This window comes from Sedimentibacter sp. (genome assembly GCF_032080165.1).
Classification (GTDB): Bacteria; Bacillota; Clostridia; order Tissierellales; family Sedimentibacteraceae; genus Sedimentibacter.
On sequence record NZ_DAMASY010000004.1, the window covers coordinates 13,013 to 28,688 of the forward strand.

Genomic DNA, 15,676 nt, shown 5'->3' on the forward strand with positions numbered 1-15,676 from the left:
AAATGGACAATGCAATAATCCAATTAAATAATATAACTAAAAAATTTGATGGTGAAATAGTTCTTGATGATATTAATTTATCTGTAAAAAAGAACGAATTTGTCACGCTGTTAGGCCCCAGCGGTTGTGGTAAAACAACAACACTGAGAATAATAGGCGGCTTTGAAACTCCTGATGAGGGTGAAGTGTATTTTGACGGAAATTTAATCAATGATGTACCGCCCTTCAAAAGACAGTTAAATACAGTGTTTCAAAAATATGCTCTTTTTCCTCATATGAATGTTTTTGAAAATATCGCTTTCGGACTTAGAATAAAGAAAACGGATGAAAAGCTTATAGAAAGTAAGGTTGAAAAAATGCTTGAGCTTTTTAACCTTAAAAATTACGGCAAAAGAAGAATCGATCAGCTTTCGGGCGGTCAGCAGCAGCGTATTGCGATTGCAAGAGCATTGGTAAACGAGCCTAAGGTTCTTTTGTTGGATGAACCCTTAGGAGCTCTTGATTTAAAGCTAAGAAAAGAAATGCAGCATGAGCTTAAGGCAATGCAAAAACAAATAGGAATCACATTTATATACGTTACTCACGATCAGGAAGAGGCCTTGACAATGTCCGACACAATCGTTGTTATGAATGACGGCATTATACAGCAAATGGGCACACCGATAGACATTTACAACGAGCCGGAAAATGCATTTGTTGCAGATTTTATAGGAGAAAGTAATATAATCGACGGCGTTATGCACGATGATTATTTGGTAGAATTTTTAGGTAAAAAATTCGATTGTGTTGATAAAGGATTTGGCAGAGGCGAAGAGGTTGATGTAGTAATTCGTCCGGAGGATTTGGACTTAACTCCTGAAGGAAAAGGTAAATTGGAAGGAGTAGTAAAATCTGTTACATTCAAGGGCGTTCATTATGAAATGGACATCATGGTAAATGATTATGAATTTTTGGTTCACTCAACCGATATGGCGCCTGTAGGTGAAACTGTGGGCTTGACACTTACTCCTGATGATATACACATAATGGAAAAGGGGGATTAAGCTTGAAAGACAGAACAAAATATTTTGCTTATCCCTATTTATTGTGGATAATCATATTTATTGTTTTTCCGTCATTCTTAGTTCTTTTGTACAGTATGACAACAAAAGAATCTAACGGACTTACAACGATACAATTTACATTGGAAAATTTTAAAAAGTTTTTTAATCCTCTGTATATAAATATATTGTGGGATTCCATGTATTTAGCGGCAATTTCAACCATTATATGTCTTTTGTTGGGATATCCGGCAGCTTACATTATATCAAAGGCACATTTTTCTAAAAGGAACACTTTGTTATTTTTATGTATATTGCCTATGTGGATGAACATGCTTTTAAGAACGTATGCCTGGATGACAATATTAGGAAATAACGGTATTTTAAATAATCTGTTCAGCTTCCTGGGACTTCCCACATTTAATATGCTTTACACTAAAGGAGCTACGGTAATGGGTATGGTTTATAATTTCTTACCCTTTATGATACTTCCGGTTTATACGGCTCTAAGCAAAATGGATATCGGTATATTGGAGGCAGCGGATGATTTAGGTGCAAATAAATATGTTAAATTCAGAAAGGTTATATTACCTCTAAGCATGCCCGGAGTTATATCGGGAATAATTATGGTCTTCATGCCTGCCGTAAGTACATTTATTATACCACAGCTTTTAGGCGGCAATAAGAGTATGATGATTGGTAATTTGATTGAAAAGTTATTTATACTAAACGGTGACTGGAATTTCGGCTCTTCTATTTCAATAATAATGATGATAATTATTTTGATTTCTATGTCAATCATGAACAAGTTTGATGTTGACAAGGAAGGAGGAGCAAGGTTATGGTAAGAAAGTATCTGACTAAAATTTATATGGGATTAATCTTTATTTTCTTATATGCTCCCATAATTGTCCTTGCTGTTTTTTCCTTTAATGAATCAAAATCAAGAGGAAATTGGACCGGATTTTCACTGAAATGGTATATTGAGTTGTTTCAGGATGTGGATATAAGAAATGCATTTTATTATACGATAATCATAGCAATAGTATCGGCAATAATTGCAACTATCTTGGGAACTGTTGCCGCAATCGGTATTAACAGCATGAAAGGCAAAATCAAATCAATTATATTGAATATAAATTATCTTCCGGTTGTTAATCCTGATATAGTAACGGGTATTTCATTAATGATATTGTTTATATCATTTAACATTAATTTCGGTTTTAACACTATGCTTATTTCTCATATAGTGTTTAATACCCCTTATGTAATACTTTCAATACTGCCGAAGCTGAGACAGCTTGATGTTCACATGACGGAGGCGGCTATGGACTTAGGGGCAACACCTATGTATGCATTGAGAAAAGTTATAATTCCTGAGATCAAACCGGGAATCGTCACCGGATTTTTAATGGCATTCACATTATCCATAGATGATTTTATCATAAGCTATTTCACTAAGGGCGAAGGCGTTACTAATCTTTCCATAGTTATTTACTCAATGGCAAGAAGAGGTGTACGGCCTACAATTAATGCATTGTCAACAATAATGCTTGCAGTTGTGTTATTGTTAATGATTTTGATAAACAAAAGATCTAACGGGACTCAGAGGCCTAAGAAACTTAACAAGAGCGAGGTATTTAAATGAAAAGAAAATTAATATTGATTGCAGCTGTACTTTGTATTGTATTCATTGCATTAACAGGCTGCAGCAAAGAACAAACTCAAACATTAAGTATTTTAAATTATGACATTTACATGGACAAAAGCTTGCTTAACGAATTTGAATTAAAGCATAATGTTAAAATTAAATATGACACATATTCAACACCTGAAGAAATGTACATCAAAGCAAAAGCAGGAGCTTCAAATTATGATTTGATAATTTCAAGCGAATACATGATTGAACGTATGATTAGCGAAGGAATGATTAACAAATTAAACTTTGATAACATACCTAATTATAAGTATATTGATGAAACCTTTAAGAATCAGCCTTATGACCCGAATAACGAGTATGCCGTGCCATATTTCTGGGGAACATTGGGAATTTTATACAACAAAACCACTGTTGATGCATCATCTGACAGCTGGGCAATGCTTTGGGATGAAAATCACAGTCAAAGAATTATAATGATGGATTCTCAAAGAGATTCTTTTGGCGCAGCTCTTAAATTATTAGGTTACTCAATGAATACGGTTGATGAAAAAGAATTAGATGAAGCTAAAGCTTTGCTAATCGAACAAAGACCCCTGATTATGACTTATATTACTGATGGAGCACCGGATATTATGGTTAACGAAGAAGCTGATATGGCTTTAGTTTGGTCCGGTGAAGCAGTTTCTGCAATGGCTGAAAATGAAAACTTAGATTTTGTTATCCCTAAGGAGGGAAGCAACATCTGGATTGATGCAATGTTTATTCCTGCAACAACCAAAAATCAAGAGTTAGCTGAAAAATTCATTGATTTCCTTTGCACTACCGAAGCAACCTTAAGAAATATAGATGAAGTATGGTACTCAACAGTTCATACAGAAGCAATAAATGAGGTTGATGAGGAGCTTCTGAATAACCCTGCTTTTAACATTCCTCCAGAAGACATTGAAAAAATGGAAATGTTCAGAGATCCAAAAGAATTTATAGATTTATACACTGAAAGATGGACAGAAATGACGGCAGAATAAATAAACAATAGCAGTATTCGGAAAATAAATTCCGGATACTGTTTATTTATTTATGCTAAGATAAAATTAAAACCTGTAATGATAAAAAGTTGATATTATTGTTATGAACTCATTTCTCCCCGTTATGGACGGATTTTCAATACGTAAGAATTTTGTAATTTAAAAAATATTAATGTTGCAGAACTTAAAATATATGGTATAATGATTTAAACTATATTTCGATATGCTCAAACATATCAAAATATTATCGGAGGAAGTGCAGTGTTAAAAAAAATTCCTGGTTCATATGTTTTATTGTTTTACATAATAGTTGTTTTAGGAATTGCTTCATATTTTATTCCGGCCGGAACCTATGACAGAGAAATTGACACCGATAAAGGAATAAGCTATGTGGTACCCGACAGTTACAAATCAGTAGAAAATACGCCGGTTTCTATTTTTGATATATTTAAATCCATCCCTGAGGGAATGATGGAAGCAAGCGATATAATTATTTTTGTACTTATTATAGGAGGAGCATTCGGTGTAATTCAGTCAACCGGAACAACCGACGCATTAATCGGAAATTTAGTACGCAAGTCCTTAGGCAATGAGAAAACGATTGTAGCAATAATTATGACTCTTTTCTCACTATCAGGTGCTTTATTCGGAACAGCAGAAGAAGCGCTTCCTTTTTATCCTTTAATAATTTGCTTTTCTTTGGCGATGGGTTATGATAAAATTACAGGTGTGGCCATGGTGCTACTGGGAACCGGGACCGGTTTTGCTGCAGGATTTCTTAATCCTTTTACAACGGGAATCGCCCAGAACGTTTCGGAACTCCCTCTGTACTCGGGAATTGTTTTAAGAGTAATAACCAATGTTATATTTTTGGGAACATCAATAGTATTTGTCATAAGGCATGTTAATAATATAAAAACCAATCGTACTCCAAGCATCAAATCTTTTGAAGATTTTCAATCGATGAAACCGGAACATTACCGGGTTATGGCAGTGCTTGTGCTGTCGTTTATATTCATGATAGCAGGGATTTTGAAATTCAGTTTTTATATTTTGGAAATATCCACAGTATTTTTCATAATGGCCGTTGCAAGCGGACTTGCAGGGGGATTGACCCCAGGCAGAATATCCTCAGAATTTGTTAAAGGCGCGTCCGCCATGACTTACGGAGCACTTATTATCGGAATTGCAAAAGCTGTGTCAGTAATTATGATATATGGAAATATTATGGATTCGATTATTCATGCTCTTGCAGAACTGATTGAAGGATTCAGTCCTGTTGCAAGTGCCGTGGGAATGTCATTTGTACATGCCGTACTGAATATATTTATTTCTTCCGGAAGTGGACAAGCTGCCGCATCCATGCCCATAATGAAAACATTGGCTGATATTTCGGGTATTACAAGGCAGACCGCAGTTCTGGCTTTTCAGTTCGGAGACGGTCTCACAAACCTTATAAGTCCTACCTCTGGCTATTTTATAGCTGCTCTGGCTCTTGGAGATATCGAATGGAAGGATTGGTTAAAATGGTTTATGCCTTTATTTATTGCTTTATGTGCAGAAGCCCTTATTATTCTTATAATATCAACTGTTATCAACTATGGTCCGTTTTAAATAGCAAAAGATGGTGGGTGGGAGTATGTCCGGAATTAATCGAAATGATATGGATGTAGAAATAATAAAAGCATTAGGTGATGAAGCCAGAATAGATATTCTTAATATTATCGGGAAAAAGGAACTGAACGCAAGTGATATTGCCGCTAAATGCACCTTGTCCCGCCCTACGGTTTCGCATCATTTACAGATCCTAAAAAGAGCAAGAATCCTTGAAGCAAGAAAAGAAGGAAAAGAAATATATTATTCTGTGAATATGCACACGCTGAAAAGCTTGTCACAAGCTTTGCTTAAATTTATCAGCATGGGCTTTTTCTAAATTTTTTTGAGTTATACGTTGATATGTTTAAACATATAATTATTATTGAAGGGAGGTTTAGTTCAAACAGCTATTTTTTTAATTCTATATGTTGAAACGTTTAAACATATTGACTTGATAGCTTGAAGCCGGATTTTTCTGGCTATATGTTAAATTGGAAGGAGAGTATTATTTTGGAAATTACAAGGTTCATAAGCGAAAATGAAATTATTGACATTGTTACAAGGCTGGTATCAATTGAAAGCCATAAGAATTCTGAACAAAAGGAGTCGGAGGCCACAGCCTGCATAAGTAATATCTTTAAGAATAATGACATTTATGTAGAATGTGCAGAGATTGAAAAAAACAGACCTAATGTTACGGGAAAAATATTCGGCAAAAACAAATCCGTGCATTTAATGTTTAACGGTCACATCGATACGGTTCCCGGATTTACTATGAAGTACAAGCCCTTTGTACCGTTTATAAAGAACGGCATCATATACGGAAGAGGCTCTGCGGATATGAAGGGTGGGTTAACAGCCATGATAGCTGCAATGATTGCAGTAAAAAGGCAGGGACTCGATTTGAAGAAAACAGTTGCATTTGCGGGGGTAATTGATGAAGAGGAAAGATCAAAGGGTACTGAATATCTCATCAAAAAAAACATTACCTCCGATTATGTTGTAATCGGTGAACCCACCAACCTTAGAGTGTGCACCGCACACAAGGGTATGGAATGGATTGAGGTTACGTTCAAGGGTGCAGCAACCCATGGAAGCCGTCCAAAAGAAGGAAAAAATGCGATTTATATGGCTTCGGAATTTTGCAGGATGATTTATGATGAGCTGGAGCTCGTAATAGAAAAGCGTAGGCACGAGCTTCTTGGATGTGGAAGCATTAATGTGGGACGTATTGAAGGCGGAAATGACCCCAACATTGTTCCTGACACTTGCAGCGTTCAAATTGACCGAAGGTGGCTGCCAGGAGAGACTCTCGAATTCATTCATAATGAGATTGAAAGCTATGCTGCAAAAGCAGCCGAAAAATTCAAAGGACAATATGAGCTTAAAGCAATGCGTGAATTTACCGCATCAATGATAAATGCACCTTACAGTATTGATCAAAATCATGATCTTGTAAAAAAAGCACTTAATATTACATCGGCTGTTACAGGTCAGAAACTTCCCGCAAAAGACTTTCCTGCATGGAGTGATGCCGGATTACTGTCCAATCACACAAATGCCAAATGCATAATACTCGGTCCCGGTAGCATTACTCAAGCTCATGCAAATGATGAATTTTGTTCAATAGATGAAATATTGAAAGCTTCGGAAATTTATTACAAATTAATAAAAAATTTATGTTTATAAGGAGATTATTATGGAAAAAAATATTGAAAAAAAGAAAAAGTTTAGAATTCCACACACATATGCACTGCTATTCTTTGTTATAGTATTAGTCGCTGCCCTTACATACGTAATTCCGGCCGGTGAATTTGATCGTGCTGTAGATCCCGAAACAAACAGGATATTTGTCATCCCTGACACTTATCATAGTGTTGAAGGCAATCCTCTATCATTCTTTGATGTCTTTAAAGCTATTCCAAAGGGCATGGAGAACTCCGGATATATAATTTTCTTTGTTCTAATGATAGGAGGTTCCTTCGGAATACTTCAGTCCACCGGTGCTATAGATTCCGGAATTGTAGAAGTGGTAAAACGCATGAAGGGTAAGGAAAAAGCGGTCATCCCCATCGTAATGCTTATTTTTTCTTTAGCCGGAGCAATTCTTGGTTCGGCAGAAGAGATGCTCCCGTTCTACCCCATAGTTATTTCTCTGGCCTTGGCTTTAGGCTTTGACACTCTCACGGGTACAGCAATGGTATTGTTGGGCGCCGGTGCCGGTTTCGCAGGCGCCTTCCTTAATCCATTCACTGTAGGCATAGCTCAGGGAATCGCCGGTCTCCCGATGTTTTCTGGTATTGGCTTTCGCCTTATAGCATACGCAATAATCTTATGTGTAACTATTGTATATGTATATAAATACGCAAACAAGATTCAAAAAAACCCCGAATTAAGTGTTACATATGAAGAAGATATGATAAGACATAAAGAATTTAAATTCAATGATAATGTTGAATTTACAACAAGACACAAGCTTGTAATGCTTATATTGATTGCAGGACTGTTTATACTGGGTTTCGGTGTTGTTAAGTTAGACTTCTACATTACCGAATTGACGGCAATTTTCCTGATTATAGGAATCCTCTCAGGTGTAGCAGGAGGCTTATCGATAGATAAAATTGCTCAGGAATTTATAAACGGTGCAAAGGAATTGGTCTACGGTGCCCTTGTAATCGGGCTTGCAACCTCAATAATGGTTGTCATGCAGGAAGGAAAAATAATGGACACTATAATATACAGCTTAGCAGGTCTGGTTCATGGGTTGCCTCCTTCATTAAGCGGTGTTGCAATGTTTATTGTTCAAAGCTTTATCAATTTTGTAATACCTTCTGGAAGCGGTCAGGCAGCAGCTTCAATGCCCATAATGGCTCCTATGGCAGATTTAGTCGGTATCTCAAGACAGTCTGCGGTTCTGGCATTCCAGTTTGGTGACGGATTTTCAAATGTTATTAACCCTACTTCAGGTTATTTTATGGCTGCAATTGCAATAGGCGGTATAAAATGGGAAAAATGGGCAAAATGGATGCTTCCTCTATTCCTAATATGGAGTTTAATAGGTGCAGTCCTCATGGCTGTTTCGGTAATGATAGGATACGGACCGTTCTAAGTATTGAAATGCACCCCGAAAGTTAGAAAAAAAATAACTTTAGAGGTGCATTTTTACATAATCAAATTCAATTCCTCTTTATTAAGCTTCGTTTTAAGATATTTATTGCTCATTATTTGCTTCTGATTCTTTTATATTTATCAAGCGAATTGCAGTTAATACTGTTACAGTTATCAAGCTTGCCAATACTAAAAATGACATATGTATTCCTCCTTTTATATTCCCTTTCCCTTTAATTCTATTTTATTATAAAAACCTTATGGTTTTCTTAATATTGTTTATATACCCAATTTATGTGTATTAAAACGGGTGTCACTAGAACACCCTTATATTGCACTTACAGTATAAGCGACTGACACCAAATCAGAGATTTGGGTCATCTGCTTAAAGCAGGTCACAATACTTGCACCCTTTACACATTTCAATTTTGCCTTCAAAAATCTTCTTTATAATTTCTATTGTATTTTGAGCTTCTTTATTTTTCTTATCTAATTTTTTTTCATGTAGTATTATTTTTTTAGGTGATACATTTAACAATATATTAATGACTGATTCATCATATGCCACCTTATTGACCAAGTCACTTGATAATTCCATATTACTTATATAAGTCAGCTTTTTCATATTTTTATCATATACCTGAATTTTATTGTTTGTGTACATAACATTGACTAAGTCATATTCTACATCTTCTGTCTCAGAAATCAGTTTAATTATACTTATAAAATCCATGTATTCCTTTTTCATAAGATAGCTGTCAATACATCTTTCAACCACTTGCGCCGCATATAATTTTATAAATTTCAACCTGAAATTTATAAAGCCGTTTAAATTTATCAGGTTTGAGCGCTCTAATATTTCTTTAAATTTATTTTTAATAATAAGCTTAATTTTTACATCATTATCAATTTCATTTTCAATATCGGAAATAATAGTGCCAACTTCATCCTCATCAAAATAAAAATAGCTTTCTTTCAATATGTTAATACTTTCTAACTTTGTGTATTCGATTAACAATTTAGTTATCTTTCCTATTATCTTTTCAATATATTCCCTTTTGTTTATTCTGTTGTCCGTAAAATATCTTAATCTTATGTTTCCTTCCTCAGTGGATGATATTTCTATATTTATATCACTTTCATCTAAATTGGTGATTATTTTAATATTATTAAATACTTCATGATTTTCATTTTCATTTAACTCTAACGATAAAAGCTCCATTAAGTCACTCCTCTCTTTAAGGGAGGTCAAATTATTGATATCAGAGATACCATATATTATTTGCTCATTTGAAGCTTCATCATAAATATACCCTGCGGACCGGATAAATTCTATTAATGTGTATAAAATATTCTTATCAATGATTTTTCCTTTTGATAAGAATATTTTTTCATTAATTAAATCTGTACATCCACCAATAAATCCATGATTGAAAAATTTGTCAAGACGGATTTATATACAAACAAGTTATATTATATGATGTGAGATTTTTCATGTATATCTACATGAATCAATTCAATGTATGCTTCTTCCAAATAATATTTTAAACCTTGGTCTGTATGCTGCAGGTTATGTACAGCATATCTCCCTATTCTTGCTTACATTATATGCTATATCCTCGGGATAGTTTCTACTTAGAGTTTTTCCACCTTTAATAAGTTTTATTCCGTCGAACATTAAAACATTTAAATAATTATTTTGTAGATAAATTCAACAAAATATGGTAATATAATTTTGAAATAATAAAGGTTATCTGGAAGAAACCTGCGGAGCTGCACAGGATAAATTTAAGCTATTGTGTGAATATTTTCTATAGATCAAAGGAACAACGATGAACAATTACATTAAATACCTTACTGATATTATTGCACTGATTATAATATATGCTGTTTTTCTTTTTAAAAAGTGGAAATCCAAAGGGAAGGACATGCTGCTTGTAAATACACTTTTGTATGTATATATAGCTTTGGTCCTCTATGTAACCTTAATGCCTGTAATTCTTTCACTTCCGTTTATTTTTGACCATGCTTATATACCAATGAATATGCTGGCTTTTGACGACTATTTTTCAGGCAGAGCATATGCGGCACAACAAATTTTACTAAATGTAATTTTGATGATACCATTCGGCTTTATAATTCCTATAGTAAAAAAGCAGAATATATTTTCTTGCGCATTATTAACATTTTTGTTCAGCTTGAGTATTGAATTGGTTCAACCCTTGATTAATGGTTTTAGATCCTCTGATGTAACAGATTTAATTACAAACACGATTGGCGGAATCATCGGCTATTTACTATATTTAGCTTTTAAGCCATTGATAAATACATTATTAAATTTACTTAAGACGAATCAATAATTATTTTCGATTTTTCCGAAACTTTTTATTTACAAATTCGATACGCTGTGGTATTATATATTTATAATTAATTATGAGGTAAATATAATGACTTTTGGACAAAAGTTAAAATTAGCAAGAAAAAATAAAAATTATACTCAAAAGAATCTAGCAGATGCAATTGGAGCAAAGCATAATTCTGTCAGTGATTGGGAAAATGATAAGAACAGACCTGACCCCTACACTATAGAATTGATATGTAATGTTCTTGATGTTTCAGCAAATTATTTATTGGGTACGAAAGACCCAAAAGATTTTCTATCTCCTGAAGCTATTAATATAGCTCAGGCATATGACAAGGCAGATTTCAATAAACAAAACATAGTGCGTTTAACCTTGGGCTTTAATTTAAAACTTATTGAAAATGTTGCTGAAAATCCGACAGAATACAATGAATCCGACCGAACTATTATTAAATAAGGAGATGTGAACAAATGGATAACAGCAAACAAATACTTCAGTCAATAACCGAAATGAATGAAAAAATGCAGAATGGTTTCGTAACAGTACATTCTGAAATTAAAGAAATTAAGTCTGATATGAGTGGCATGAAAACTGACATAAATGACATGAAATCCGACATTGAAGGCGTGAAGTCCGGCATGAATGACATGAAATCTGACATTGAGGGCATGAAGTCCGGCATGAATGACATGAAATCCGACATTGAGGGCATGAAGTCCGGCATGAATGACATGAAATCCGACATTGAGGGCATGAAGTCCGGCATGAATGACATGAAATCCGACATTAAAGGTGTGAAGTCCGACATGAATGACATGAATGGTAAAATGCAAAATGGTTTTGATGAAGTACATTCCGAAATCACGATTATGAAATCTGATATTAAGGACGTTAAAATGACTCTGGAAAACGAGACGAATAAAAATATCAGAATAATCGCCGAGGGACATCGTGATTTAAATAATAAACTAGACAATGCATTAAAAATTGAAAATGAAAAAGAATTATTACTTATAAGGTTAACAATCCTTGAAAACGAAGTTAATCGTATCAAAGCACGTCTTGATGAAATAGCATGATAAACGTGTGACTTAAACAATCGGTATAATTGTGCCTAAATCTGTTATTTGCTCATTTGACGCTTCATTATATGTATAACCTGCAGACATGATAAATTCTTTTATTGTGTCTGCAATATTTTTGTCGCATATTTTTCCTGTTGATAAGAATGTTTTATCATCAATCAAGCCTGTACATCCGCCGATAAATCCATGATTGTAACCATTTAATAAGATAACCTCCGGATTTATATACAAACAATTTATATTGTATGATGTAAGTTTTTCATATATGGATGCATCTGATGTTAAGGCCGTATTGTCGTTTAGGGCGGTTGTTGAGCATTTAGAATATCCTTGTGGTACATGAATGAATTCAATTCCTGCTTTTTCCAAATAATGCTTTAATACTTCATCTGTATGCTTAATATTGTGTACGGCATATTTGCTTATTCTTGCTGCATTGTATGGTATGTCTCCGGGATAATTTATGCTTAGAGTTATGCTGCCTTTAATGAGTTTTATTCCGGTATTATTTAAAGCAGTTTTGTAGTAGTCATATACATTTGGCGCAACTACAAAATTTTTATAATCTATGGGATGTATGACCATATCGGGGTGTCCGTCTACGGGCTCCTGCAATTCATTGCATTTAATTGTCTTGATAGGAACTATGTTTAATTTTTTCAAATAATTTATTATTTCATTACTTGCCCTGTAATCAATAATTACAAAGCGTGGTGTCCTCGGCAAAATATACGGATTCATAAAAGCTCCTGTTTACAGTTTGTCAATAAGATTCTTCACTTAATCTCAAAATGACAATTTTATTATATCATTTTATTTAAATTTTTGGTATTATATATTTAATTGGAGGATGATTATGGATAATTTACATTACATATTACAAATACGGTTGGCAAAGGAAGAAATATTTTTCGGACCGGGAGTGAGAACTCTGCTTAAATTGACTAATGAATATGATTCATTGAATGCTGCCTGCAAGCAAATGGATTTATCCTATACAAAGGCATTGAGAATGATAAGGGGATCAGAAAAAAACCTTGGCTTTAAGCTTTTGGAAAGGAAAATCGGCGGCTTAGGCGGAGGCGGTTCGAGCTTAACCCCAAAATGTATTGAATTTTTAGAAAAATATGAAGCATATGAAAATGAAGTAAAAAGCAAGGCCACTGAAATATTCGATGAATATTTCAAGGAATTCCTTTAATTATTAAGTAAGTATAAATATTGATTCTTCGGGAATTTGTAGAAAAAGCTTATTATTATTTGCTCTGCTGTCCCATTCGTTCTTTTTTACTTTATAAATTAATTTTTTACTGTTTTCTGAAGTTCTGTTTTTAAAAACTATGCTGTACTCAAACAGTTCGTCTGTTATATTAATAATTTCGCAATCCATAGTATTTTGTTCGTTATTATTATCCACAATTTTAAAGCTATGAGCTCTGATACCTATATGTGTTATATTATCGGGCATCTTTTTTTCTGTTTGCAGCACAATATCCCAATCATTAACGAAAATTTGTCCCGGAGAAATAACGCGGCATGATGAAATATTGTTGCAGCCGATTATTTTCGCAGCTTCAACCGTTCTTGGTTCATTAAATATTGTTTTGGTATCTCCGTATATGATTGATTTACCTTTATTTAGCACCGCAAGGTTTTTACAAAATTTATAAACTTCATCCCTTTGATGCGTAACCATCAGCACATGACCTTTATACAGCTTTAAAAACTCAAAAACCTCTGTTTGAAGCTCCTCCTTCAGGTGCGAATCCAATGCGGAAAAAGGCTCATCAAGCAATAATACTTCCGGCTCATAGGCAAAAATGCGGGCTAAGGCAACTCTTTGCTGCTGTCCTCCCGACAACTGGGACGGGTATTTTCTTTCTATTCCGTCAAGATGAAACAATTCAAGCATCTTTCTTATTTTTATTTTCTTATCCTCTTTAGAGCTTTTTAAACCGCAGGCTATGTTTTGCTCAGCAGTCATATTAGGAAACAATGCATAGCTTTGAAACAGGTACCCAATCTTTCTGTCCTGAGGTTTTATATTAATATTTTTCTGAGAATCAAACAAAACCCTGTCATTGAATATTATACGGCCTTCATCGGGAGTTTCCAATCCGGCTATACATTTTAAGGTCATGCTTTTACCGCTGCCCGAAGGACCCAATATACCAAAATAATCGCCGTCGTTTTCAAAATTCACGTCTAAATTAAAATCCTTGAACTTTTTCTTTATTGATACTGATAAACTCATCTATACACCTTTATTTGAATATTTATTTTGCTTCATAATAAAATAGTTCATTAAAGACAGAACAACAAAGGACACTACGATAACTACCAATACATATGAATAAGCACCCTCCATATTGCCGGAGGCAACCTCGGAATATATGGCAAGGGGCAATGTTCTCGTTTTATCGGCAATGTTTCCGGCTATCATGGCTGTTGCTCCAAATTCACCGAGACCTCTCGCAAATGCTAAAATGCCGCCGGATGCAACACCCGGCAGAGCATTTGGCATTATAACTCTCCAAAATATTTTTCTTTCAGTCATGCCCAGAGTTCTTCCTGTCAATATTAAATCCTTATCAACCTGTTCAAAAGCTCCCCGGGCAGAACGGTACATCAACGGAAAAGAAACAATAACGGAGGCAATAACTGTTGAAGTCCAGGAAAATACTATTTTAATGCTTAAAAATTCCAACAAAAACATTCCTATCGGTCTCTTGACACCAAAAATAAACAGCAGGAAAAATCCGACAACTGTCGGAGGCAGGACCAGCGGTAACGTAAGAATTCCGTCAATTAGAATTTTTAATTTTCCATACTTCATATCAGCAACTAATTTTGCAATGAAAATTCCAAGAAAAAATGTCACAATTATTGATATGGAAGCTGTCTTTATTGAAATCAATATTGGAGATAAATTCATATAACTACTCACTAATTAGGCTTAAAGCCATATTTTACAAATATTTCTTTTGCTTCGCTGCTTTGCAAAAATTCAACAAAGAATTTTGCGGAATCCAATTTAGTTGTTGCTTTTATAATACCTACGGGGTAAATTACTTTTGATACGCTTCCTTCGGGTGCTGCTAAAACAACTTCAACCTTATCATTAGAGATTGCATCGGTTGCATAAACAATTCCTGCATCAGCACTTCCTTCTGCTACCCAGTTCAAAACCTCCGTAACATTAGTTCCTAAGCTTGATTTTTCTGATACCTCATCCCATAAACCTAAATTCTCTAATAATTCCTTGGAATATTGTCCTGCAGGAACACTTTCGGGATCGCCTACAGCAATAATCTCTGCATTAAGCATATCATCGAAATCCTTTATACTCTTTTCATTTCCCTTGGGTACTATCAGAACCAACTCATTTTCCAATAAAGGTACAACAGAATTCTCAACTATTAAATCCTTTTCATGTAATGCATTCATTTGCTTTTCGGCAGCAGACATAAATACATCCACATCTGCTCCTTCCTCTATTTGCGCTTGCAGCTTACCCGAGCTGTCATATGTAGCATTAATTTTTATATTGGAATTCTTTTGTTCAAACATGGGAATCAAATCATTTTCCATGCAATTTTTTAAGCTTGCAGCAGCTGAAACAAGTATTGTAGTATCCGATTCTACATCTTGTGTGTCACTACAGCTAATTAAAAAAAGTGTTGAAATAATAACTAAAAGCAAACATAAAATTTTTTTCATTTTACAACTCCTCTTGTAATATTTTTTTATTTTAACGTTACACTTATAAAAATATAACGATAGTCAAACAAAACTCAAC

The 15,676-nt window shown here is 34.3% G+C and carries 17 protein-coding genes; 12 read left to right on the top strand and 5 right to left on the bottom strand.

Annotated elements, in window-relative coordinates; genetic code table 11:
- The first annotated feature begins 2 nt into the window (after positions 1-2).
- The 8 genes from potA to RT412_RS06600 all read left to right on the top strand — a co-directional run bounded on the left by potA (position 3) and on the right by RT412_RS06600 (position 8,430).
- Entirely contained in the window at positions 3-1,043 is a 1,041-nt protein-coding gene (gene potA / locus RT412_RS06565; RefSeq protein ID WP_313345364.1) for a spermidine/putrescine ABC transporter ATP-binding protein, read from the top strand.
- 2 nt (positions 1,044-1,045) lie between these two features.
- Positions 1,046-1,888, top strand: coding sequence for an ABC transporter permease (locus tag RT412_RS06570; protein ID WP_313345362.1), 843 nt, complete (start codon positions 1,046-1,048; stop codon positions 1,886-1,888).
- Entirely contained in the window at positions 1,882-2,688 is an 807-nt protein-coding gene (locus tag RT412_RS06575) for an ABC transporter permease (RefSeq protein WP_313345360.1), read from the top strand. The genes RT412_RS06570 and RT412_RS06575 overlap by 7 nt, the downstream gene beginning before the upstream one ends.
- A complete protein-coding gene (locus RT412_RS06580; RefSeq protein WP_313345357.1) occupies positions 2,685-3,725 on the top strand; it encodes a spermidine/putrescine ABC transporter substrate-binding protein in 1,041 nt (346 codons plus the stop codon). The genes RT412_RS06575 and RT412_RS06580 overlap by 4 nt, the downstream gene beginning before the upstream one ends.
- Before the next feature lie 261 nt (positions 3,726-3,986).
- The gene (locus RT412_RS06585) at positions 3,987-5,339 is read left to right on the top strand and encodes a C4-dicarboxylate ABC transporter permease (RefSeq protein ID WP_313345354.1); all 1,353 of its coding nucleotides are present in this window, start codon (positions 3,987-3,989) and stop codon (positions 5,337-5,339) included.
- Between the two features lie 25 nt (positions 5,340-5,364).
- Positions 5,365-5,658, top strand: coding sequence for a metalloregulator ArsR/SmtB family transcription factor (locus tag RT412_RS06590; protein WP_313345352.1), 294 nt, complete (start codon positions 5,365-5,367; stop codon positions 5,656-5,658).
- A 173-nt stretch (positions 5,659-5,831) separates the two neighbouring features.
- On the top strand, positions 5,832-7,010 hold the full coding sequence (locus tag RT412_RS06595; protein WP_313345349.1) for a M20 family metallopeptidase: 1,179 nt from the start codon (positions 5,832-5,834) through the stop codon (positions 7,008-7,010).
- Between the two features lie 10 nt (positions 7,011-7,020).
- Positions 7,021-8,430, top strand: a complete 1,410-nt coding sequence (locus RT412_RS06600) for a YfcC family protein (protein WP_313345348.1) — start codon at positions 7,021-7,023, stop codon at positions 8,428-8,430.
- A 384-nt stretch (positions 8,431-8,814) separates the two neighbouring features.
- On the opposite strand, the gene ytxC is transcribed toward RT412_RS06600, so the two are convergent.
- Entirely contained in the window at positions 8,815-9,651 is an 837-nt protein-coding gene (ytxC, locus tag RT412_RS06605; RefSeq protein ID WP_313345346.1) for a sporulation protein YtxC, read from the bottom strand.
- A gap of 610 nt (positions 9,652-10,261) precedes the next feature.
- On the opposite strand from ytxC, the gene RT412_RS06610 reads away from it, so the two are divergent.
- From RT412_RS06610 to RT412_RS06620, 3 genes are all read left to right on the top strand, one after another.
- Complete coding sequence (locus RT412_RS06610) at positions 10,262-10,789, top strand: VanZ family protein (protein ID WP_313345343.1); 528 nt, start codon at positions 10,262-10,264, stop codon at positions 10,787-10,789.
- Between the two features lie 87 nt (positions 10,790-10,876).
- Entirely contained in the window at positions 10,877-11,248 is a 372-nt protein-coding gene (locus RT412_RS06615; protein WP_312811662.1) for a helix-turn-helix transcriptional regulator, read from the top strand.
- Between the two features lie 14 nt (positions 11,249-11,262).
- Positions 11,263-11,871, top strand: a complete 609-nt coding sequence (locus tag RT412_RS06620) for a hypothetical protein (RefSeq protein ID WP_313345339.1) — start codon at positions 11,263-11,265, stop codon at positions 11,869-11,871.
- A gap of 12 nt (positions 11,872-11,883) precedes the next feature.
- Here the strand turns inward: RT412_RS06620 and RT412_RS06625 are convergent, their stop codons facing one another.
- Positions 11,884-12,618, bottom strand: coding sequence for a DUF6873 family GME fold protein (locus RT412_RS06625; RefSeq protein ID WP_313345336.1), 735 nt, complete (start codon positions 12,616-12,618; stop codon positions 11,884-11,886).
- Positions 12,619-12,733: 115 nt separating this feature from the next.
- On the opposite strand from RT412_RS06625, the gene RT412_RS06630 reads away from it, so the two are divergent.
- Positions 12,734-13,078 (top strand): LysR family transcriptional regulator, encoded by a 345-nt coding sequence (locus RT412_RS06630; protein ID WP_313345334.1) that lies wholly within the window; start codon positions 12,734-12,736, stop codon positions 13,076-13,078.
- A gap of 3 nt (positions 13,079-13,081) precedes the next feature.
- On the opposite strand, the gene RT412_RS06635 is transcribed toward RT412_RS06630, so the two are convergent.
- Genes RT412_RS06635 through modA form a run of 3 tightly spaced genes read right to left on the bottom strand, consistent with a single transcriptional unit; the run spans position 13,082 to position 15,597 of the window.
- Entirely contained in the window at positions 13,082-14,131 is a 1,050-nt protein-coding gene (locus tag RT412_RS06635; RefSeq protein WP_313345331.1) for a sulfate/molybdate ABC transporter ATP-binding protein, read from the bottom strand.
- The gene (gene modB, locus RT412_RS06640) at positions 14,132-14,812 is read right to left on the bottom strand and encodes a molybdate ABC transporter permease subunit (protein ID WP_313345328.1); all 681 of its coding nucleotides are present in this window, start codon (positions 14,810-14,812) and stop codon (positions 14,132-14,134) included. It abuts the gene before it with no gap.
- Positions 14,813-14,823: 11 nt separating this feature from the next.
- Positions 14,824-15,597, bottom strand: a complete 774-nt coding sequence (gene modA, locus RT412_RS06645) for a molybdate ABC transporter substrate-binding protein (RefSeq protein WP_313345326.1) — start codon at positions 15,595-15,597, stop codon at positions 14,824-14,826.
- Positions 15,598-15,676: the final 79 nt, after the last annotated feature.

What these genes read in the sequence shown, in the direction of transcription:
- modA (WP_313345326.1), bottom strand. Translation starts at nt 15,597, where the DNA reads ATGAAAAAAATTTTATGTTTGCTTTTAGTTATTATTTCAACACTTTTT.
- modB (WP_313345328.1), bottom strand. Translation starts at nt 14,812, where the DNA reads ATGAATTTATCTCCAATATTGATTTCAATAAAGACAGCTTCCATATCA.
- RT412_RS06630 (WP_313345334.1), top strand. Translation starts at nt 12,734, where the DNA reads ATGGATAATTTACATTACATATTACAAATACGGTTGGCAAAGGAAGAA.
- RT412_RS06610 (WP_313345343.1), top strand. Translation starts at nt 10,262, where the DNA reads ATGAACAATTACATTAAATACCTTACTGATATTATTGCACTGATTATA.
- RT412_RS06600 (WP_313345348.1), top strand. Translation starts at nt 7,021, where the DNA reads ATGGAAAAAAATATTGAAAAAAAGAAAAAGTTTAGAATTCCACACACA.
- RT412_RS06615 (WP_312811662.1), top strand. Translation starts at nt 10,877, where the DNA reads ATGACTTTTGGACAAAAGTTAAAATTAGCAAGAAAAAATAAAAATTAT.
- RT412_RS06580 (WP_313345357.1), top strand. Translation starts at nt 2,685, where the DNA reads ATGAAAAGAAAATTAATATTGATTGCAGCTGTACTTTGTATTGTATTC.
- RT412_RS06635 (WP_313345331.1), bottom strand. Translation starts at nt 14,131, where the DNA reads ATGAGTTTATCAGTATCAATAAAGAAAAAGTTCAAGGATTTTAATTTA.
- ytxC (WP_313345346.1), bottom strand. Translation starts at nt 9,651, where the DNA reads ATGGAGCTTTTATCGTTAGAGTTAAATGAAAATGAAAATCATGAAGTA.
- RT412_RS06575 (WP_313345360.1), top strand. Translation starts at nt 1,882, where the DNA reads ATGGTAAGAAAGTATCTGACTAAAATTTATATGGGATTAATCTTTATT.
- RT412_RS06620 (WP_313345339.1), top strand. Translation starts at nt 11,263, where the DNA reads ATGGATAACAGCAAACAAATACTTCAGTCAATAACCGAAATGAATGAA.
- RT412_RS06625 (WP_313345336.1), bottom strand. Translation starts at nt 12,618, where the DNA reads ATGAATCCGTATATTTTGCCGAGGACACCACGCTTTGTAATTATTGAT.
- RT412_RS06590 (WP_313345352.1), top strand. Translation starts at nt 5,365, where the DNA reads ATGTCCGGAATTAATCGAAATGATATGGATGTAGAAATAATAAAAGCA.
- potA (WP_313345364.1), top strand. Translation starts at nt 3, where the DNA reads ATGGACAATGCAATAATCCAATTAAATAATATAACTAAAAAATTTGAT.